This window comes from Bacteroides ndongoniae (genome assembly GCF_900108345.1).
Classification (GTDB): Bacteria; Bacteroidota; Bacteroidia; order Bacteroidales; family Bacteroidaceae; genus Bacteroides; species Bacteroides ndongoniae.
Genome location: NZ_FNVV01000012.1, coordinates 500,926 through 520,028 on the forward strand (window position 1 = coordinate 500,926; position 19,103 = coordinate 520,028).

The window sequence follows — 19,103 nt, forward strand, 5'->3', positions numbered from 1 at the left end:
AGTTTATCTGGCAAAGAACAGGTAACTGATAATAATAGCAGCAATAATCCCTGAAAAGTCGGCGATAAGTCCACATGTTACGGCATTGCGGGTACGGCTGATGCCTACACTGCCAAAGTACACAGCCAGAATATAGAATGTGGTATCCGATGCACCACGGGCTACACAACTCATACGGCCTACAAACGAATCAGCTCCATATTCTTTCATGGTATCTATCATCAGGCCATTGGCTGCGCTTCCACTCAGTGACTTCATTAGGGCAGTGGGCAGGGCACCAACAAAGCTGGTGTCGATGCCGCATAGGCCTACAAGATAACCAATGCCGTTTACCAGCATATCCATTGCACCCGAAGCACGGAATACTGCAATTCCGACAAGGAAAGCAACCAGATAAGGAATGATACGCACGGCAGTGCTGAACCCTTCTTTTGCTCCTTCGATAAAAGCGTCGTAAACGTTGATCTTTTTTCGAAGTCCCCACACGATAAAAAGCAGGATGATACTAAATAGGATTATATTGGCTGCCAGTGTAGAATATGTGCCCATCTCATCACGTCCTACACGGACAAAAAGCCAGATAAGGGCTGAAAAGAAAAGTGCAATGCATCCTACAAGAATAAGTACAGGTTTGCAGAATAGATTTAACCGTTGCGAGATGCTTACTGCTGCAACACCTACAAGGGTCGATATGGTTGTGGTAAGCAGTGTCGGTATGAAAATGTCTGTGGGTTGGACTGCGCCCATCTGTGCACGATACATCATGATGCTGACAGGAATCAGTATCAATCCCGATGTATTCATTACCAGAAACATAATCATCGGATTCGTGGCTGTATCTTTTTTCGGATTCAGTTCCTGAAGTTCTTTCATGGCTTTTAGTCCTAAAGGCGTAGCGGCATTATCCAGTCCCAGCATATTGGCTGACAGGTTCATGAAGATACTGCCCATTGCGGGATGTCCTTTGGGTATGTCTGGGAAAAGGCGGCAAAACAAGGGACTTAACCAGCGGCTCAGGGAATTGATCATACCGCTGTCTTCGCCGATTTTCATGATTCCTAACCAAAGAGCCAGTACTCCGGTAAGTCCTAATGAGATCTCGAAAGCATTTTTAGAAGAATCAAATGTTGAGTTCACTAGTTCCGTGAAGATTTCTGTGTCGCCCATGAACAACAACCGGATAAGAGCTACGATGAAGGCAATAACAAAGAATGCCACCCAAATGTAATTCAGAACCATAGACTAAATGTAATTTTAATTGCAAAAGTAAGCATATCTTTCTACTTGACACGTGAATTTTGGCTATTTTTGTCCCGAACGAGAGGAAAAATTTATCATATTTGAAAGATGTTACAAAAGACCATAGTAATAGAACAGGAACTCCGTCAGTATGTTGATCCTGTAAAGCGTGAATATCTTCCCAAGTTTTTCAAAACAGGGAAGGGGCAATATGGTGAAGGCGACCGCTTTTTGGGTGTTGTCGTTCCTGATACCCGTCAGGTAGCTCGCCGTCACAAAGAGGAACCGTTTGATGTGATGGCTGAGTTGCTACAGAACGAATGGCACGAATGCCGTCTTTGTGCTTTGCTGATGATGGTAGAACGTTTCAAGAAGTCTGCTTCTGATGGACGGAAGACAATCTTTGATTTCTATCTGACGCAGACTGCCCGTATCAATAATTGGGATTTGGTCGATCTTTCGGCTCCTTATATCGTAGGCGAGTATTTGAAGGATAATCCCCGTGATGTACTTTATCGGCTGGCACAGAGTGATTGGCTTTGGGACCGGCGCATTGCGGTCGTTTCGACTCTTGCTTTGATTCGGGATCATGACTTCATTGACACTTTGCGATTGTCGGAATATTTCCTTCAGCCTTATGTGGCCGCTGCTCCTTCGCTCCCTGCTGTTCGTATGCACGATCTGATGCAGAAAGCTATTGGCTGGATGCTGCGCGAGGTGGGCAAGCGAGATAAGGATCTGTTGGTACAGTTCCTTGAGAAATATGACGTCGTAATGCCCCGTACAATGTTACGTTATGCCATTGAGAAGTTCTCGAAAGAGGAACGGCTGGAGTTTATGGTGCGTTGATTATGCACAATAAATAGAAGCAAGTTTTTTGTAAGTTAATGATAATACGTTGGAGTTATGTATAAAGAATTTGTAGGCATTCTTTGTTTTCTGTTCAGTGCCTGTCTGCTTCAGGCACAGGATCCCAAAGAGAGGGGATTGCAAAGTATCAATAGAACATCGGCAGAAGCCATTGTCGGTTTTCTGGCCGATGATGAATTGCAAGGACGCGAGGCAGGTATGCACGGCTCGCGGGTGGCAGCACGCTATCTGGCTGCTTTTTTGAAAGACATCGGTGTGGCTCCGCTTGATGGAGAGAGTTATTATCAACCTTTCGAAGCCTGTGCCCGCGAGCGGCAGCAAAAGGGACGTTTTCAGGTTCATCCGGACTCTATTGCTCTTTACAAACAGGGGGCATATCGTTCTTTGCGGCTGAACAATGTACTGGGAATGATTCCAGGTAAGCGGAAGGACGAGTATGTAGTGGTAGGTGCCCACTTCGATCATTTGGGCGTGGACGAAACCTTGGCCGGAGACTCTATCTATAATGGAGCTGACGATAACGCTTCCGGTGTTTCGGCTGTCCTTCAGATAGCCCGTGCTTTTGTGGTTTCGGGACAGAAGCCGTTGCGCAATGTCATCATTGCTTTGTGGGATGGCGAGGAGAAAGGATTGCTTGGCTCAAGGTATTTCACTATGTCGTGCCCTTTCATCGGAAAAGTGAAAGGCTACCTTAACTTCGACATGATAGGTCGTAACAATAAGCCCGACTGTCCGCAACATGTAGTCTATTTCTATACCGAATCGCATCCAGCCTTTGGCGAATGGCTGAAGCAGGATATTCGTACGTATGGTCTGGATCTGAAGCCCGATTACCGTCCTTGGGATCGTCCCGTTGGCGGTAGCGATAATGCTTCGTTTGCTTTACTGGATATTCCCATTATCTGGTATCATACGGACGGACATCCCGATTATCATCAACCGAGTGACCATGCAGACCGGTTGAACTGGGATAAGCTGACAGACATCACCCGTGCTTCATTCCTGAATGTCTGGAATTTGGCTAATGAACCTGTTTATTGACCTGTATTTATGCCCGGTTTAAAATAAATTGTGTACGATGAGAAATATTACGCTCTGTGGGGTTTTATTGTTGATTTTCTGCACATGTTCTAATCTATACGCTCAACATATCATTTCCAGAAAGCTGCCTTTCTTCTATGAATTGGCTTCTAACGAGATTTTTGATATTTATCAGGATAAAGAAGGGTATTTGTGGATTGGTACGACAAACGGACTGGCGCGCTACGACGGATATCGTTTGCAGTCTTTTCGTTCGGACTATAAGGATTTAAGTTTGCTTACCGACAATACCATTTCTTCCATTGCCGATAATGAGCAATATGTTTGGATAGGAACTCGCAAAGGCCTTAACCTGTATGACAAACATACTTGCCGGATTGTGCCTTTCCCGGATGAGAGACTTTTGGACAAGAATATTAATTATATGATTGCCGACCATTCGGGTACGGTTTGGCTGGCTACAGGAAAGAAGATATACAAATGCTCTCCGGATGCCACAAAAGTCGAAGAGTACGAGCTGCTTTCTCGCAAAGATTATTTTGTCAATGCTGTCTATGCTGACAGAGAAGGGAATGTGTGGGCACTTACAAATGGAATTGGGCTTTTCAGATACGATGCTGAAACTGACTTCTTTATCAGCTATCCCCGGCTGGGGGCATCTAATGCTCCTTATATTATGTATCAGGACGTTGCCGGTAATTATTGGATTGGTACATGGGGAGAAGGGTTGTGGCAGTTCTTTCCTGATAAAACGGATGATTGTTATAAAAGACATCACATCATAAACACAAGAACCGGTTTGTCGGAACCTATCTTTTACAGTATGGTTCAGGACGATACGTTCGGTTATCTGTGGTTACTTTCCTATAATGAACTATATGCGTTGAAGTATACAGAGGATGGCCGGTTAGAGAGTGTCGATATCCACGACAGGGTAGATACGCACATGATGTATACCAAAATCTTAAAAGACCGGGAAGGAAATTTGTGGCTGGGCTCTTATGATATGGCCTATACGATCTTTTTCGATCATTCGAAGATTGATAACTATCCTTTGGAGCAACTGAAAGAACAGATGGGATGGGATGTCAATATATTGAATCTGTGCATGGACAAAGAATCGCTGATGTGGATTAGTCAAGATCGATATGGGCTTTGTCTTTACGATTTACAACGGAATCTGCTGGTCGATAACAAGAATAATGAAGTGTCAGGACTTGGTGAAGTGGAACTGTTGGTGAAGTCACGCGCAAAGGACGGAATTTGGGTTACGCCCAGATATGTGCCGAGGGCTGTGCGGGTGGCATATCGAGATATGTCGGTTTGTGTAGAAGAAGATATTAATCTGTCTGGACAAGCGAGTGGGAGCATCAAGAATTTGACAGAAGATAGCGCTGGTAACTTATGGATATTGACAAAATCTGCATTGTTTATCAAACAACCGGATGTTGATAAGCCCGTTGTCTCCGGGCAGAAGTTACCGATGATGCATGCCATGGCTGCCGGTCCGGATGGATATGTCTGGGGAGTAGGTTCGGACAAATGTCTGTATCGGTTGCGTTATTCCAACGGACAGATTGTTTTGGAAGATCGGGTTCCGGTTCAGCTTTTGTCAGAGCAAGAAGAAATTCTGCATATTAGTCTGGATTCTGAAGGCTGCTTGTGGTTGGTTTCCTCTTTGGGCAGGATTTTCAGGTCGGACCAGGACAGGAGAACTTTTAAAAATATGCCTTTGGACAGCAGGCTGGATAACTGTTCGGTATTGGGAATGGTTGCCGAGAAAGATTTTGTGTGGATTGCAACCAATAAAAAGGTACTGCAATACAATATCCGCAAAGAAACCTGTGTAGACTATGGAACTACGGATGAAAACATCGAGGTCGATGTATTCCGATACAAGGCAATCAGCCCAGACGGTTTGGGTGGACTGTATGTTGGCGGGCATCACGGATTTGTACATATTCAGTCGGATACGGTTTCTGCAATCGATGTCTCGCGTTTCCGTCCGGTGGCTACAGATGTGCGTTCGGATAACCAAAGTGTACTGTTTGGTGGAAGAAATACGGCCAGTCGGGTGGTACTCGATTCGGATGCCAGGAATATTGAAATCTGTTTTTCTCCTCTACGCTATGCGTTGAACTCGAAAAAGCTTCGGATGGCTTATCGGTTGGAGGGAGCAGATAAGGACTGGATTTATCTGGATTATGGCAAAAGTTCGGCTTTCTACAACCGTTTGAGGAAAGGTACTTATCACTTTAAGGTGAAAATGGAAGACGGACAAGGAGGGTGGACTGCTGGAGAGACTCTGCTGACGTTGGTGAAACTACCGGCATTCTACGAAACCTGGTGGGCTTACGTATTCTATCTGATAGTTGCTGTTTCGTGTGCTTATTCTATGTTGCGTTTTTATATCAGGCGAATGAAGCTGAAGAATGAAGCGAAACTGAAAGAAGAAATGGTGCGTACGAAGCTGAATTACTTTACAAACGTTTCGCACGAACTGCTGACGCCGCTTACGGTGATTTCCTGCATGTCCGATTATATGGAACAGAGAGTTCCTGCCGTGCGTCAGCAGTGTGATGTGTTGAAATCGAATGTGGACAGACTAAAGCGCCTGATACAGCAGATTCTCGACTTCAGGAAAGTAGATGTCGGAAAAATGAAGCTGAGTGTGGCAGAAGGGGATGCCGGCGCATTTATACAGACGCTTTGTAATAATAATTTCCGCCCGTTGGCTGCCCAAAAGAATATATCGCTCGAAATCAGTATAGAACCAGTCGAGATAAAGGCCTGGCTGGACTTTGATAAGCTGGATAAGATTCTGTACAATCTCCTTTCGAATGCAGTCAAATACACTCCGGAAGGGAAAACAATCAGGATTACGGCCTATATTATACATAAGGAAGGTGGTCGTTTTCTGGTACTTAAAGTAGCCGATGAAGGAGTAGGAATTGCTTCGGGCGAGCTTGCCCGGATATTTACCCGTTTCTACAGCGATCGGAAGAACAAGGGAGTAGAATCGAACGGCATCGGGCTTTCGCTGACAAAGGATCTGGTATGTCTGCATCATGGCAATATTGATGTGGAAAGTACGTTAGGCAGTGGCAGTTGTTTTACGGTAGAGATTCCTGTCGATAAAGAGGCTTATGCGGCCGATGAGAGGGTGGAAGAAGTGTCCGTACTTCCGGCCGATGAAATCGCTTCTGAACCTAACACAGAAGCCGAACCTGTATTGCCGGAAGAAAACACCGACCGGCCGACGTTGCTGCTGATAGATGATAATACGGAACTGCTCTACATTATGCGGGAGCTGTTTAAGGATAGCTATGGGGTGCTGACCGCTGCTGACGGAGGACAGGCATGGGAGCAGCTGACTGCACATACGGTAGACGTGATAATCTGCGATGTAATGTTGCCCGATGTAAGCGGATGGAAACTGTGCAGCCGAATGAAAGCCGATTTGCGTTTCAATCATATTCCGGTGATTATCCTGACTGCCAAGAACGGTGCCGACGACCAGGTGACCAGTTATAATGTAGGAGCCGAAGGTTACATTGCCAAACCGTTCGATATGAAAGTGCTGTCAGCCCGTATCGACAATCTGATTAAAGCTTCGCGAAGAAGACAGGCGGCATTCCGAAAAGAGAAGAATGTCAGTCTGGAGGACCTGGCCTATCCTTCAGCCGACCGTCAGTTCCTGCAAGCTGTGATCGAAAGCATCGAAGCGCATCTGGAGCAGTCGGAGTTCGACCTGGATCAGTTGTCTAAAGAGGTGAACATGTCCAAGTCTACGCTGTATCGCAAAATCAAGTCGATGACCGGATTGACTCCGTTGGACTTTGTGCGCAATGTCAAGATGAAGCGTGCCTGCATGATGTTGTCTTCACATTCGGTAACCATATCCGAGGTTGCTTATGCCGTCGGTTTCAATAATCCCAAGTACTTCACGAAGTGCTTCAAAGAGGAGTTCGGCGTAACTCCTACCGAGTATCAGCAGATGCAGCCGTCTTAACCGGAGCTGTATGCTGTGTGGATTAAGAGGCTTTTCAGGGGGCAAAAATCGTTCATTAGGGGGTAAATTCTTTGCATGCAAGGATTTTACTCCCTATATAATTTGTTTGGATGCCTGTTTTTGTGGAGTAGTTTGCTTCTTTTGCATACTTGAATTAATGCTAATAACATGAAAAAGAAACAGAATTTTGCAGGCCATCGTGCAATAGGTTTTCTGATGGCGTTTATTTTTCTTTGGGGAGTGCTTCCGTATGCGGAAGCCGGTGATGTTCGCAAACAGCTTTTCGATAGTGGCTGGAGGTTTGCTTTGGGTGACAGTACTGCTGCTTCGGCTGCGGCTTACGATGATTCGGCCTGGCGGTTGTTGGACTTGCCGCACGATTGGAGTATTGAGGGAACGATTGCTGCCGATGCACCGATGGGGAACGACGGCGGATATTTCCCCGCGGGAATAGGTTGGTATCGTAAAACCTTCCAGGTTCCTGCCGATTATCGTGACCGCAAAGTAGGAATCTATTTCGAGGGTGTGTATATGAATGCAGAAGTGTTTATCAACGGAACTTCGCTGGGTGTTTGGCCGTATGGTTACTCTTCTTTCTTTTACGACCTGACTCCTCATATCCGTGTAGGCGAGGCGAACGTAGTTGCAGTACGTGTCGACAACTCTCAGCAGAAGAACTGCCGCTGGTACAGTGGCTCGGGCATTTACCGGCACGTCTGGCTGACGGTAACCGACAAGGTGCATATCGACCACTGGGGTATGTTTGTTACGACGCCCGAAGTGAGCAAAGAAAAAGCGACCGTTAAGGTGCAGACAGCTTTGAAGAACGAGACTGCGGCCGACCGTCGCATCACGCTGACCACCACCCTGTTCGATGCCAAGAAGCAGTCGGTAGGCGAAAGCGAAACAACTGTCGACCTGCCTGCCAATTCTTCGAAAGAGGTGTCTTTGTCCATTCCTGTGCTTCAGCCGGCTTTGTGGAGCCCCGACACGCCTTATCTGTACGAGGCTCGCTGTACGGTAGCAGAGTCGGGCGAGGTGAAAGACTGTATGACTGAGAATTTCGGCATCCGTAGCATTGAGTATTCTGCCGAGAAAGGCCTGTTGCTGAACGGCAAGAAGATCATCCTGAACGGTGGTTGTCTGCATCACGACAATGGTTTCCTGGGAGCAGCAGCTTACGACCGTGCCGAGGAGAGAAAGGTAGAGCTGATGAAAGCCGCTGGCTTCAATGCCGCACGTACGGCACACAATGTACCCTCGGAGGCTTTCCTGGATGCCTGCGACCGCTTGGGACTGCTGGTTATTGACGAAGCTTTCGACGGCTGGCGCGACAGCAAGAACAAATACGACTATTCGGTTCACTTTGATAAATGGTGGCAACGCGACCTCGACGCAATGGTGCTCCGCGACCGCAACCACCCTTCCATCTTCTGTTGGAGTATCGGAAACGAGGTGATAGAGCGCAAGAAGATAGAAGTGGTTACGACAGCTAAAAAACTGGGCGACCGCGTACGTCAGTTGGACGGTACACGTCCGGTCACTTCGGCTCTGGCTGCCTGGGACAGCGACTGGGAAATCTACGATCCGCTGGCTGCCCAGCACGAGATTGTAGGTTACAACTATATGCTCCACCGTGCGCCGGACGACCATAAACGGGTACCTTCGCGTGTGATTATCCAGACCGAGTCATTCCCGCGCGGTGCCTTCGACAATTGGAAACTGGTGACTTCGAACGAATATGTTCTGGGCGATTTCGTATGGACAGCTCTCGACTATCTGGGTGAGTCGGCCATTGGCCGCTACTATTACGTAGGCGACTCGGAAGGCGAGCATTACGTACGTCCTCATTATCCTTGGCACGGTGCCTATTGTGGCGACATCGACCTGACCGGCTGGCGGAAACCGATTTCCCATTATCGCGACCTGCTCTACAATGCAGACAAGAAACTCTATCTGGCTGTGAAAGAGCCGGACAATTATTACGGTAAAATCAAGGAAACAGCCTGGTCTGTCTGGCCTACGTGGGAAAGCTGGAACTGGCCGGGACACGAAGGAAAGCCCATCGAGGCCGAAGTCTATTCGCGTTATCCGAAGGTTCGCCTGTACCTCAACGACCAGCTGGTAGGCGAGCGGGCTGTAGGGGTTGAGCAGCGTTTCATGGCAGTCTTCACCTTGCCTTATCAGCCGGGCACACTGAAAGCTATAGGTGTAGACGCAGAAGGCCGCGAGGCAGAAGAAAAAGTACTTGTTACGGCAGGTGAGCCGGCAAAAATCCGCTTGACGCCCGACCGCAAGACTTTGAAAGCCGACGGACAGGATCTTTCGTTCGTAACGGTAGAGGTGGTGGACAAAGAAGGCCGCGTAGTGCCCGATGCCGCAAACCGCCTGTCGTTCGAGGTGAAGGGAGCCGGAGTGATTGCTGCTGTGGGCAACGCTAATCTGAGAGATACCGATCCTTATGTAGGCAAAGAGCGGAATGCCTGGAAGGGTAGGGCTATGGTCATCGTGAAGAGTACCGCAAAGAGTGGCACTATCCGGCTGAAAGTTTCTGGCGAGGGACTGGATTCGGCTTCGCTGTCCATTAAGGCTACCCGATAAAAGGCTTTCGAAGGCCTCACAGGGCACTCCTGAAGGGGGATTGTGGGACACTTGCACGGCTCGCGAGCCGTACAAGTGTCCCACAAATGTATTGCAAGTGTCGCTCGCGAGCCGTGCAAGTGTGGCAGAAGGCGGTGGTCTCTGCTTGCGAAAAGCGTCTCCCTTTTTCGGTTATTCCAAAATTAATTAGTTATTTTGCACGTGCCAAGAACGGTGTACGCCATCAGTGGCATGCCGTGTAGAATGTGGAAATAAGAAATGGAACAGGAAAACTTTGACATACGCAGCCAGCAATTGGCTTCGGGCAAGGAAAAGGACTTTGAGAATGCGCTCCGGCCGCTCAGTTTCGAGGACTTCAGCGGGCAGGACAAGGTGGTAGACAACCTGCGCATCTTCGTCAAGGCAGCCCGCCTGCGCGGCGAGGCTCTTGACCACGTCCTGCTTCACGGCCCTCCCGGACTGGGAAAAACGACACTTTCGAACATTATCGCCAACGAATTGGGCGTGGGTTTCAAGATTACTTCCGGCCCTGTGCTCGACAAGCCGGGCGACCTGGCCGGCATTCTGACCAGTCTGGAAACCAACGACGTGCTTTTCATCGACGAGATACACCGCCTCAGTCCGGTAGTGGAAGAGTACCTTTACTCGGCCATGGAGGATTACCGCATCGACATCATGATCGACAAGGGCCCTTCGGCACGCAGCATACAGATTGATTTGAATCCCTTTACGCTGGTAGGGGCAACGACGCGCAGCGGTCTGCTGACGGCGCCGCTCCGTGCCCGCTTCGGCATCAACCTGCACCTGGAGTATTACGACGACGACGTGCTGGCCGGCATTATCCGCCGTTCGGCGCAGATTCTGAACGTACCTTGCTCTACCAGAGCCGCGGCCGAAATCGCATCGCGCAGCCGTGGTACGCCCCGTATCGCTAATGCCCTGTTGCGCCGTGTACGCGACTTTGCCCAGGTGAAAGGATCGGGCAGCATCGACACCGAAATAGCCCAGTTTGCCCTCGAAGCCCTGAACATCGACAAGTACGGGCTCGACGAGATAGACAACAAGATTCTGACCACCATCATCGACAAGTTCCGTGGCGGTCCCGTGGGGCTGACTACCATCGCCACCGCATTGGGCGAGGACGCCGGCACCATCGAAGAAGTGTACGAGCCTTTCCTCATCAAAGAAGGTTTCATCAAGCGCACGCCGCGCGGACGTGAGGTGACGGAGTTGGCATACAAACATTTAGGACGCAGTTTGTATAGCAGCGACGGCAGACAGCCGTCTCTGTTTGACTAAGAAGAAGTATTTGGTTATGGCAAATTTAAAATCGCTTGCAAAGGAAACAGCCATTTACGGCCTGAGCAGCATCGTAGGGCGTTTCCTGAACTACCTGCTCGTGCCGGTGTACACCCTTGCCATGTCGGCCGAGTCGGGAGGCTATGGGGTAGTGACCAATATATACGCCTGGGTGGCGTTGGCACTGGTACTGCTTACATTCGGTATGGAGACGGGTTTCTTCCGCTTCGCCAATAACGGCAAGGACGACCCGATGCGGGTCTATTCCACAACGCTGTTGGGAGTAGGCGGAGTGGCGCTTACGTTTCTGGTGTTGGGCTTGCTGTTTCTGCAACCCATTGCCGGCTTGCTGGGTTATGCCGAGCATCCCGAATACGTGGGTATGATGATGGCCGTTGTAACCATGGACGCATTTCAGAGCATTCCCTTCGCTTATCTTCGCTACAAGAAGCGTCCCATCAAGTTTGCCGCGCTGAAGCTGCTGTTCATCTTCCTGAACATTGCGCTCAACCTGGCCTATTACGTGTGGATGAAAGGCAGTGACGTGGGCTATGCCTTCCTGTTCAATCTGATATGTACGTCCACTGTGATGCTTTGCCTGATACCCGAATTGCGCGGCTTCCGCTATGCGCTCGACCGGGCCTTGCTGCGACGCATGCTTTCCTATAGTCTGCCGCTGCTGGTGCTTGGCTTGGCCGGCATTTTGAACCAGGTGGCCGACAAGATAATCTTTCCTTACGTCTATCCCGATAAGGCCGAAGCCACCGTACAGCTGGGCATCTACGGAGCGGCCAGCAAGATAGCCATGATTATGGCCATGCTGACACAAGCCTTCCGCTACGCCTACGAACCGTTCGTCTTTGGCAAGAGTCGCGACAAGGATAACCGTGAGGTTTATGCGCAGGCCATGAAGTTCTTCATCATCTTCACCCTGCTGGCTTTCCTCGCCGTGATGTTCTACCTCGATTTGCTGAAGTTCATCATCGGTCGCGACTACTGGGCCGGCTTGCGTGTGGTGCCTATTGTGATGGCTGCGGAAATCTTCATGGGCATTTACTTCAACCTATCTTTCTGGTACAAGCTGATCGATGAGACGCGTTGGGGAGCTTACTTTTCGCTGGCGGGATGTACGGTGCTGGTGCTGATGAACGTATTGCTGATTCCCCGCTTTAGCTATATGGCCTGTGCATGGGCCGGCTTTACGGGCTATGGCGTGGCTATGTTGCTGTCGTATTTCGTAGGGCAGAAGAAATATCCCATCCGTTACGACCTGAAAGCGATAGGCGGTTACGTACTGCTGGCAGCAGTGCTTTACGTGGCGGCCGAATATGTTCCCATCGACAATATCTGGCTGCGCCTGGCTTATCGCACAGTGTTGCTGCTGGTGTTTGTAGCTTATGTGGTGAAGAAAGACTTGCCTTTGCGGCATATTCCGGTAGTGAACCGCTTTTTCAGATAACCGTGACTACGGTCCAACAACGATTATATTTACTTAATTAAAGAAACTTATGGAAACAACCGACCCGCACAGAAATACCTTTGCCATCAAGGCGTTTTTGAAAGAGTACCTGGACTTGCGCAAAGACAAGGACAACGAGCTCGAAACCGTAGAATCCATCCGTAAGGGAGTGGAGTTCAAGGGAGCCAATCTGTGGATATTGATATTCGCCATCTTTATGGCTTCACTGGGACTGAACGTCAACTCTACGGCCGTGATTATCGGTGCCATGCTTATCTCGCCGCTGATGGGTCCTATCATGGGTGTGGGACTGTCGGTGGGACTGAACGACTTCGAACTGATGAAGCGTTCGTTGAAGAGCTTCCTCATCACAACGCTGTTCAGCGTGGTGACGGCTACGGTTTTCTTCCTCATCAGCCCGGTGGCCGAGGGACAGTCGGAACTGCTGGCACGTACGTCGCCCACCATTTACGACGTATTCATCGCATTGTTGGGCGGTATGGCGGGTGTAGTGGCTCTTTCTACCAAGGAAAAAGGTAACGTGATACCGGGTGTAGCCATTGCCACGGCGCTGATGCCGCCCCTGTGTACGGCCGGCTACGGTCTGGCTACAGGCAATCTGATTTACTTCCTGGGGGCTTTTTACCTGTATTTCATCAATTCGGTATTCATCAGTCTGGCTACGTATGTCGGAGTGCGAGTGATGCACTTCCAGCGCAAGGCTTTTGTGGACAAGAACCGTGAGAAGACGGTACGCAAATACATCATCTGCATTGTGGTGCTGACCATGTGTCCGGCTGTTTATCTGACTGTGGACATCATTCAGAATACATTCTTCGAGAGCGCGGCCAACAAGTTCATTAACGAGCAACTTGCTTTTGAGAATACCCAGGTACTGGACAAGAAGATTGTGAACAAGGGCAAGGAGCGCGAGATACGCGTGGTGCTGATGGGTGACGAAGTGCCCGATGCATCGATAGCCGTGGCGCGTGGCAAGATGAAGGATTACCAGCTGGAGAACACGAAGCTGATTGTCATGCAAGGCATGAACAACGAGTCGATGGACATCTCTTCCATCCGTGCCATGGTGATGGAAGACTTCTACAAGAACAGCGAACAGCGCTTGCAGGAGCAGACACAGAAGATTGCCGAACTCGAAGGCAACCTGCAACGGTACCAGTCGTTCGATGAATTGGGCAAGAAAATCATTCCCGAACTGAAAGTTCTCTATCCGTCGGTGAAGTCTGTATCCATTTCGCACGCCATCGAGACAACGGTCGACTCACTCCGTACCGATACGGTGACGCTGGCTGTGCTGAAGTTTGGCAAGTATCCCGACGCACGAGAGAAGAGTAAGATAACAGACTGGCTGAAGGCACGTACCGGTGCGCGTAAGCTGAGGCTGATAGCAGAATAAAACGACTAACAAACAGAGAGAAAGATATGAAGCTGAGACTGAAGTGGATGACCTTCTGCCTGCTGCTGGCATTGGCAAGCCATGCGGACGAAGGCATGTGGATGCTGGGCAACCTGAACCGGCAGACCCGGAAAGCCATGAAAGAGTTGGGACTGGAAATGCCTGCCAGCCGGTTGTATAACCCCCGTAAACCGTCGCTGAAAGATGCCGTGGTGAGTTTCGGAGGCTTTTGCTCGGGCGTAGTGGTGTCCGAAGACGGGTTGGTGCTGACCAACCATCATTGCGGTTTCAGCAGCGTGCAGCAACACTCGTCCGTCGAGCACGATTACCTGAAAGACGGCTTTGTGGCCCGCAACCGCAGCGAGGAGCTGCCTAATCCTGAACTGTACGTCCGTTTCCTGCTGCGTACCGAGGACGTCACCAAGCGCGTACTGAAACACGTCACCCCCCGCATGACCGAGGCTGAGCGTTCTTCTGTAGTCGACTCGATGATGCTGGCTATCGGTGCGGAAGTCTCGGCCGCGGACTCTACGCTGGTGGGGGTGGTCGATGCTTATTACGGCGGTAACGAGTTCTGGCTCTCGGTCTATCGCGACTTCAACGATGTACGGCTGGTATTTGCCCCTCCTTCGTCCATCGGAAAGTTCGGCTGGGACAACGACAACTGGATGTGGCCGCGCCATACGGGCGACTTCTGCGTCTTCCGTATCTATGCCGACAAGAACAACCGCCCCGCCGACTATTCGCCCGACAACGTGCCTTATCATCCGTCATACGTGGCACCCATTTCGCTCGACGGCTATCGCGAAGGCTCCTTCTGCATGACGCTGGGCTATCCGGGCAGTACGGAGCGCTACTTGTCGTCGTATGGCATCGAGGAGATGACACAGACTGCCAACCAGGCTCAGATTGACGTACGGGGCATAAAGCAGGCCATCTGGAAGCGCGAAATGGACCGTAACGATTCCATCCGCATCAAGTATGCTTCGAAATACGACGAGAGCTCCAACTACTGGAAAAACAGTATTGGCATGAACCGTGCCGTCCGTAAGCTGAAGGTACTGGAGAAGAAACGTGCCATGGAACAGGAACTGCGCCGCTGGATTCAGCAGACACCCGATGAACGTGCCGACTTGCTTCAACTGTTTACCGATCTGGAGCTTGCCTATAAGAACCGACGCGAGGTGAACCGGGCACAGTCGTACTTTGTGGAAGCCTTTCTGAACGGTCCCGAACTGGTGCAGCAGGCTCTCACCATCCTGAACTTCGACTTCGAAGGCGAACGTGACGTCGTAGTGGCCAACCTGAAGAAGATTGTCGAAACATACAAGAATCTGGATGTCGATATCGATAAGGAAGTATTTACAGCCATGCTGAAAAAATACCGCTCGCAGGTCGATTCGGCCTACCTGCCCGAAGTTTACCACACCATTGCCACGCAATACGGGGGCGATGACAGGGCTTTCGTCGATTCGCTCTATGCCCATACCCAGTTGGCTACTCCGCGTGGCCTGAAGCGCTTCCTTGAGCGCGATACGACCTATCAGTTGCTCGACGACCCTGCCATCAGTCTGGGCATTGACCTGATCACGAAAGCTTTCGAGCTGAATATACAGATGCAGGAACCTTCGGTGCAGATAGATCGGGGCGAACGTCTGCTGAATGCGGCCATCCGCCGCTTCTATGCTTCGCGCAATTTCTATCCCGATGCCAACTTCTCCATGCGCCTGAGTTTCGGTACCGTCTGCGGGTACGATCCTTTTGACGGGGCACACTACGACTACTACACCACTACCCGTGGAGTACTTGAGAAGGTGCGTGCCCACGAGGGCGATGTCGACTTCGAGGTACAGCCCGAGTTTCTGTCGCTGCTGTCGTCGGGCGATTTCGGCCGGTATGCCGACGAGAACGGCGAAATGAAGGTGTGCTTCATCTCGAACAACGACATCACGGGCGGCAACAGTGGCAGTGCCATGTTCAATGCACGGGGCGAACTCCTTGGCTTGGCCTTTGACGGAAACTGGGAAGCCATGAGCAGCGACATCCTGTACGAGCCCGATATGCAGCGTTGCATCGGGGTAGACATCCGCTACGTGCTTTTCGTTATCGAGAAGTACGGCAAGGCTAGCGAGCTGATACGGGAGCTTAAAATCGGATAAATCTTTTGTTTTTGTGGGCGGGTAAGCCCGGCATTTTTTCCCAGTTAGGGAAAAATTATTCCCTAGTTAGGAAAAAATTATTTCCCAGTTAGGAAAAAAATATTCTCCAGTTAGGGAAAAATAGAGGGCTTTCTTTCCAAACTTCAGACTACCTGCTGTGTGGGTAGGGGAGCCAGCATTTCTTGCGGGACGGAGGCTTGTATTTCCTTTACCAAGGCATCGCGCAGCGTGTGGCGGATGAAGTCTTTGCCCGTCAGCAGGACGATGTGGCGGGCAGGTTTGGGTACGGCAAAGGGACGTACCAGCTGCTGTTGTGCCTCGCTGAGCTGCAACACGGCCAGTTGGGGAATGAAGGTGATGCCTTTCCCGCCCTCGACCATGCGCATGAAGGTCTCCATACTGCCCAGATGGTAGGCAAGCTGGCTGGCCTGTGCCGCCTTCAGCTGGCAGAAACGCACCAACTGGTCGCGGAAGCAGTGGCCTTCGTCGAGCAGCCAGAGCTGTTCGCCGCTGAGGTCGGACGTACGTATCAGCGAATGGCTACTGAGGTTGCTTTCGCGCGCTACATAGGCATAAAACTGTTCGTAGAAGAGGCTTGTCTGCTCGTATTCCTCCATGCCTGCCAGACTGGCTACAATACCTGCGTCGATGCTTCCTTCGCGCAAGGCGCGCTTGATGTCTGCGGTCTTCATCTCCGTCACCCGTATGTCCAGTCCGTCGTACTTCTTCATCAGCTGTGGGAAGAAGCGGGGCAGCAAGTAGGGAGCAATGGTGGGCAGGATGCCTAGATTGAACGTCCCTGTGAAGGAACCTTTGGCCTCTTCGACCATCGCTTTGATGCGGGCTGCTTGCGTAAGCACCTCCCGGGCCTGGGCAAGGATGTGCAGGCCGATGGGGGTGGGGGCTATGGGCTGGCGGCTGCGGTCGAAGATGCGGGTGTCCAGTTCGTCTTCGAGTTTCTGTATCATGGCGCTCAGCGTGGGCTGTGTCACGCGGCAGTGCTCGGCCGCTTTGGCAAAGTGGCGGTACTGCTCTACGGCGAGGATGTATTCCAGTTGTTGCAGGGTCATGGTATCGGTTGTAAGGGTTGACTGTTACTTCTTTTTCTTTTTCGACGGCTTGGCCCATCCCTCTTCGTCAAAGTCGGGTTCGGGACCTTTCAGGTCGTTGTTATGCTGGAAGAACTGTTTCCAGTCGTCTTTCTTGCCGCGGGGTTTGGTGTAGCCACGCTCTTCGCGGCTGGGCTTTTTCTTCTTTTCGGCAATGGGGGCTTCCTGGGATTTTCCTTTGCCTTTGGCGGCTTCGCGCTTGCCCTTGGAGTCGTCCTTCCGGTTGTTTCTGCGGCCGGTTTCCTTCTCTTCTTCTCCGGCTACTTCTACCACCACTTTGCGACCATTCCACTTGGTACGGTTCAGGGCTTTCAGCACGTTGCGGGCCTCTTGTTCTTCGACTTCGAAGAACGAGAACTTGGGCATCAGGTCGATGCGTCCCAGCTCTACACGTCCGCGGGTGTTGCTGTTCAGCAGGCTGATGAGCTCGTTGGGGAAGAAGTTGTCCACCTTGCCCAGGTTGATGAAGAGGCGTGTGAAGCCCGGTTCGGCCTGACGGCTGTTGTTTCGTCCGCCTTTTTCGCCCTGTCGCTTGCCGGCTTTCTCGCCCTTGGCGCTGCTGTCGCCGACGATGGAGATTTCGGGGCGGTCGCGATAGTAGTCCAGAAAGCGGTTGAACTCGTGCGACACCATACGCTTGATGAGGTCCTCTTTCGACAGCCAGTCCAGCTTGCGATAGACGTCGGGCATGAACGATTCGATTTCTTCTTCGTTCACCTTCACTTTCTCCAGGTCGTCTATTACCTTGAACAGCTGTTTCTCGCAGATTTGTTTACCGGTCGGCATTTCACCGGGCTGGAACTTCTTGCCGATAATGCGCTCTATCTCGCGCATTTTGCCCTTCTCGCGCAGGTTGATGATGGCGATGGAGGTACCTGTCTTTCCGGCACGTCCGGTACGTCCGCTGCGGTGGGTGTAGCTTTCGGTGTCGTCGGGCAGGCCGTAGTTGATGACGTGTGTCAGGTCGTCCACGTCCAGTCCGCGTGCAGCCACGTCGGTAGCTACCAGCAGCTGCAGGTTGCGGATGCGGAACTTCTGCATCACGGCGTCGCGCTGTGCCTGCGACAGTTCGCCGTGCAGCGAGTCGGCGTTGTAGCCTTCCTGCATCAGCTTGTCGGCTATTTCCTGCGTCTCCTTGCGGGTGCGGCAGAAGATGATGCCGTATATCTGCGGATAGTAATCGACAATGCGTTTCAGAGTCTCGTATTTGTCCTTGGCATGCACCACGTAAACGATATGTTTTACGTTGGCGGTACCTTCGTTTTTGCGTCCGATGGTGATTTCTTTGGCGTCGTGCAGGTAGTTCTTGGCGATGCGGGCTATCTCGGGGCTCATGGTGGCCGAGAAGAGCAGTGTGTTGCGTTCCTGCGGCACGTCGGCCAAGATGGCGTTGATGCTGTCGGTGAAGCCCATGTTGAGCATTTCGTCGGCTTCGTCCATGACGACGTTCTGTATGGTGGCCAGCGATACGGTTTTGCGCTCCATCAGGTCAATCAGTCGTCCGGGTGTGGCCACAATGATGTGCACTCCCTGCTTCAGGGCGCGTATCTGGCTTTCGATGGACGAGCCGCCATAGACGGGCAGCACGCGCAAGCCTTCGATGTATTTGCTGTAATCAGTCAGGTCGCCTGCAATCTGCAGACACAATTCGCGTGTGGGGCATAGGATTAGCGACTGTGGAATGCGCCGTGTCACATCGACCTTCTGTATCAGCGGCAGGCCGAAAGCGGCCGTTTTGCCCGTTCCGGTCTGTGCCAGGGCCACGACGTCGTTGTTTTCTCCTAAAAGGTAAGGAATCACTTCTTCTTGTACCGGCATGGGATTCTCATATCCCATCTCTTCGATGGCGCGGCGTATCTCCGGCGACACACCGAGCTCTTCAAATGTCTTCATTCAA

Annotated in this window: 11 protein-coding genes; 8 read left to right on the forward strand and 3 right to left on the reverse strand. The window is 51.0% G+C overall.

Annotated features, from left to right (window positions below; genetic code table 11):
- Positions 1-3: 3 nt before the first annotated feature.
- Complete coding sequence (locus tag BQ5591_RS02315; protein ID WP_071148275.1) at positions 4-1,239, reverse strand: nucleoside recognition domain-containing protein; 1,236 nt, start codon at positions 1,237-1,239, stop codon at positions 4-6.
- 108 nt (positions 1,240-1,347) lie between these two features.
- Between BQ5591_RS02315 and BQ5591_RS02320 the strand changes: the two genes are divergently transcribed.
- From BQ5591_RS02320 to BQ5591_RS02355, 8 genes are all read left to right on the forward strand, one after another.
- Positions 1,348-2,088: a DNA alkylation repair protein gene (locus BQ5591_RS02320; protein WP_071148276.1), complete on the forward strand. Its 741-nt coding sequence runs from the start codon at positions 1,348-1,350 to the stop codon at positions 2,086-2,088.
- Between the two features lie 57 nt (positions 2,089-2,145).
- On the forward strand, positions 2,146-3,150 hold the full coding sequence (locus BQ5591_RS02325) for a M28 family metallopeptidase (RefSeq protein ID WP_071148277.1): 1,005 nt from the start codon (positions 2,146-2,148) through the stop codon (positions 3,148-3,150).
- Positions 3,151-3,187: 37 nt separating this feature from the next.
- Positions 3,188-7,162 (forward strand): hybrid sensor histidine kinase/response regulator transcription factor, encoded by a 3,975-nt coding sequence (locus BQ5591_RS02330; RefSeq protein WP_071148278.1) that lies wholly within the window; start codon positions 3,188-3,190, stop codon positions 7,160-7,162.
- Positions 7,163-7,330: 168 nt separating this feature from the next.
- Positions 7,331-9,763: a glycoside hydrolase family 2 TIM barrel-domain containing protein gene (locus BQ5591_RS02335; RefSeq protein WP_071148279.1), complete on the forward strand. Its 2,433-nt coding sequence runs from the start codon at positions 7,331-7,333 to the stop codon at positions 9,761-9,763.
- Positions 9,764-10,021: 258 nt separating this feature from the next.
- Positions 10,022-11,062, forward strand: a complete 1,041-nt coding sequence (gene ruvB / locus BQ5591_RS02340; RefSeq protein WP_071148280.1) for a Holliday junction branch migration DNA helicase RuvB — start codon at positions 10,022-10,024, stop codon at positions 11,060-11,062.
- A gap of 16 nt (positions 11,063-11,078) precedes the next feature.
- Positions 11,079-12,521, forward strand: coding sequence for a lipopolysaccharide biosynthesis protein (locus tag BQ5591_RS02345; RefSeq protein WP_071148281.1), 1,443 nt, complete (start codon positions 11,079-11,081; stop codon positions 12,519-12,521).
- A 49-nt stretch (positions 12,522-12,570) separates the two neighbouring features.
- Positions 12,571-13,938 carry a TIGR00341 family protein gene (locus BQ5591_RS02350; RefSeq protein ID WP_071148282.1) on the forward strand — a complete coding sequence of 456 codons (1,368 nt, stop codon included), beginning with the start codon at positions 12,571-12,573 and terminating at the stop codon, positions 13,936-13,938.
- A gap of 26 nt (positions 13,939-13,964) precedes the next feature.
- A complete protein-coding gene (locus BQ5591_RS02355; protein WP_071148283.1) occupies positions 13,965-16,097 on the forward strand; it encodes a S46 family peptidase in 2,133 nt (710 codons plus the stop codon).
- Between the two features lie 143 nt (positions 16,098-16,240).
- Here the strand turns inward: BQ5591_RS02355 and BQ5591_RS02360 are convergent, their stop codons facing one another.
- Both BQ5591_RS02360 and BQ5591_RS02365 read right to left on the reverse strand, forming a co-directional pair.
- The gene (locus tag BQ5591_RS02360; protein WP_071148284.1) at positions 16,241-17,167 is read right to left on the reverse strand and encodes a hydrogen peroxide-inducible genes activator; all 927 of its coding nucleotides are present in this window, start codon (positions 17,165-17,167) and stop codon (positions 16,241-16,243) included.
- 24 nt (positions 17,168-17,191) lie between these two features.
- Positions 17,192-19,099, reverse strand: a complete 1,908-nt coding sequence (locus BQ5591_RS02365) for a DEAD/DEAH box helicase (RefSeq protein WP_071148285.1) — start codon at positions 19,097-19,099, stop codon at positions 17,192-17,194.
- Positions 19,100-19,103: the final 4 nt, after the last annotated feature.

Coding starts and splice junctions, on each gene's coding strand:
- BQ5591_RS02315 (WP_071148275.1), bottom strand. CDS start 1,239: ATGGTTCTGAATTACATTTGGGTGGCATTCTTTGTTATTGCCTTCATC.
- BQ5591_RS02320 (WP_071148276.1), top strand. CDS start 1,348: ATGTTACAAAAGACCATAGTAATAGAACAGGAACTCCGTCAGTATGTT.
- BQ5591_RS02325 (WP_071148277.1), top strand. CDS start 2,146: ATGTATAAAGAATTTGTAGGCATTCTTTGTTTTCTGTTCAGTGCCTGT.
- BQ5591_RS02330 (WP_071148278.1), top strand. CDS start 3,188: ATGAGAAATATTACGCTCTGTGGGGTTTTATTGTTGATTTTCTGCACA.
- BQ5591_RS02335 (WP_071148279.1), top strand. CDS start 7,331: ATGAAAAAGAAACAGAATTTTGCAGGCCATCGTGCAATAGGTTTTCTG.
- ruvB (WP_071148280.1), top strand. CDS start 10,022: ATGGAACAGGAAAACTTTGACATACGCAGCCAGCAATTGGCTTCGGGC.
- BQ5591_RS02345 (WP_071148281.1), top strand. CDS start 11,079: ATGGCAAATTTAAAATCGCTTGCAAAGGAAACAGCCATTTACGGCCTG.
- BQ5591_RS02350 (WP_071148282.1), top strand. CDS start 12,571: ATGGAAACAACCGACCCGCACAGAAATACCTTTGCCATCAAGGCGTTT.
- BQ5591_RS02355 (WP_071148283.1), top strand. CDS start 13,965: ATGAAGCTGAGACTGAAGTGGATGACCTTCTGCCTGCTGCTGGCATTG.
- BQ5591_RS02360 (WP_071148284.1), bottom strand. CDS start 17,167: ATGACCCTGCAACAACTGGAATACATCCTCGCCGTAGAGCAGTACCGC.
- BQ5591_RS02365 (WP_071148285.1), bottom strand. CDS start 19,099: ATGAAGACATTTGAAGAGCTCGGTGTGTCGCCGGAGATACGCCGCGCC.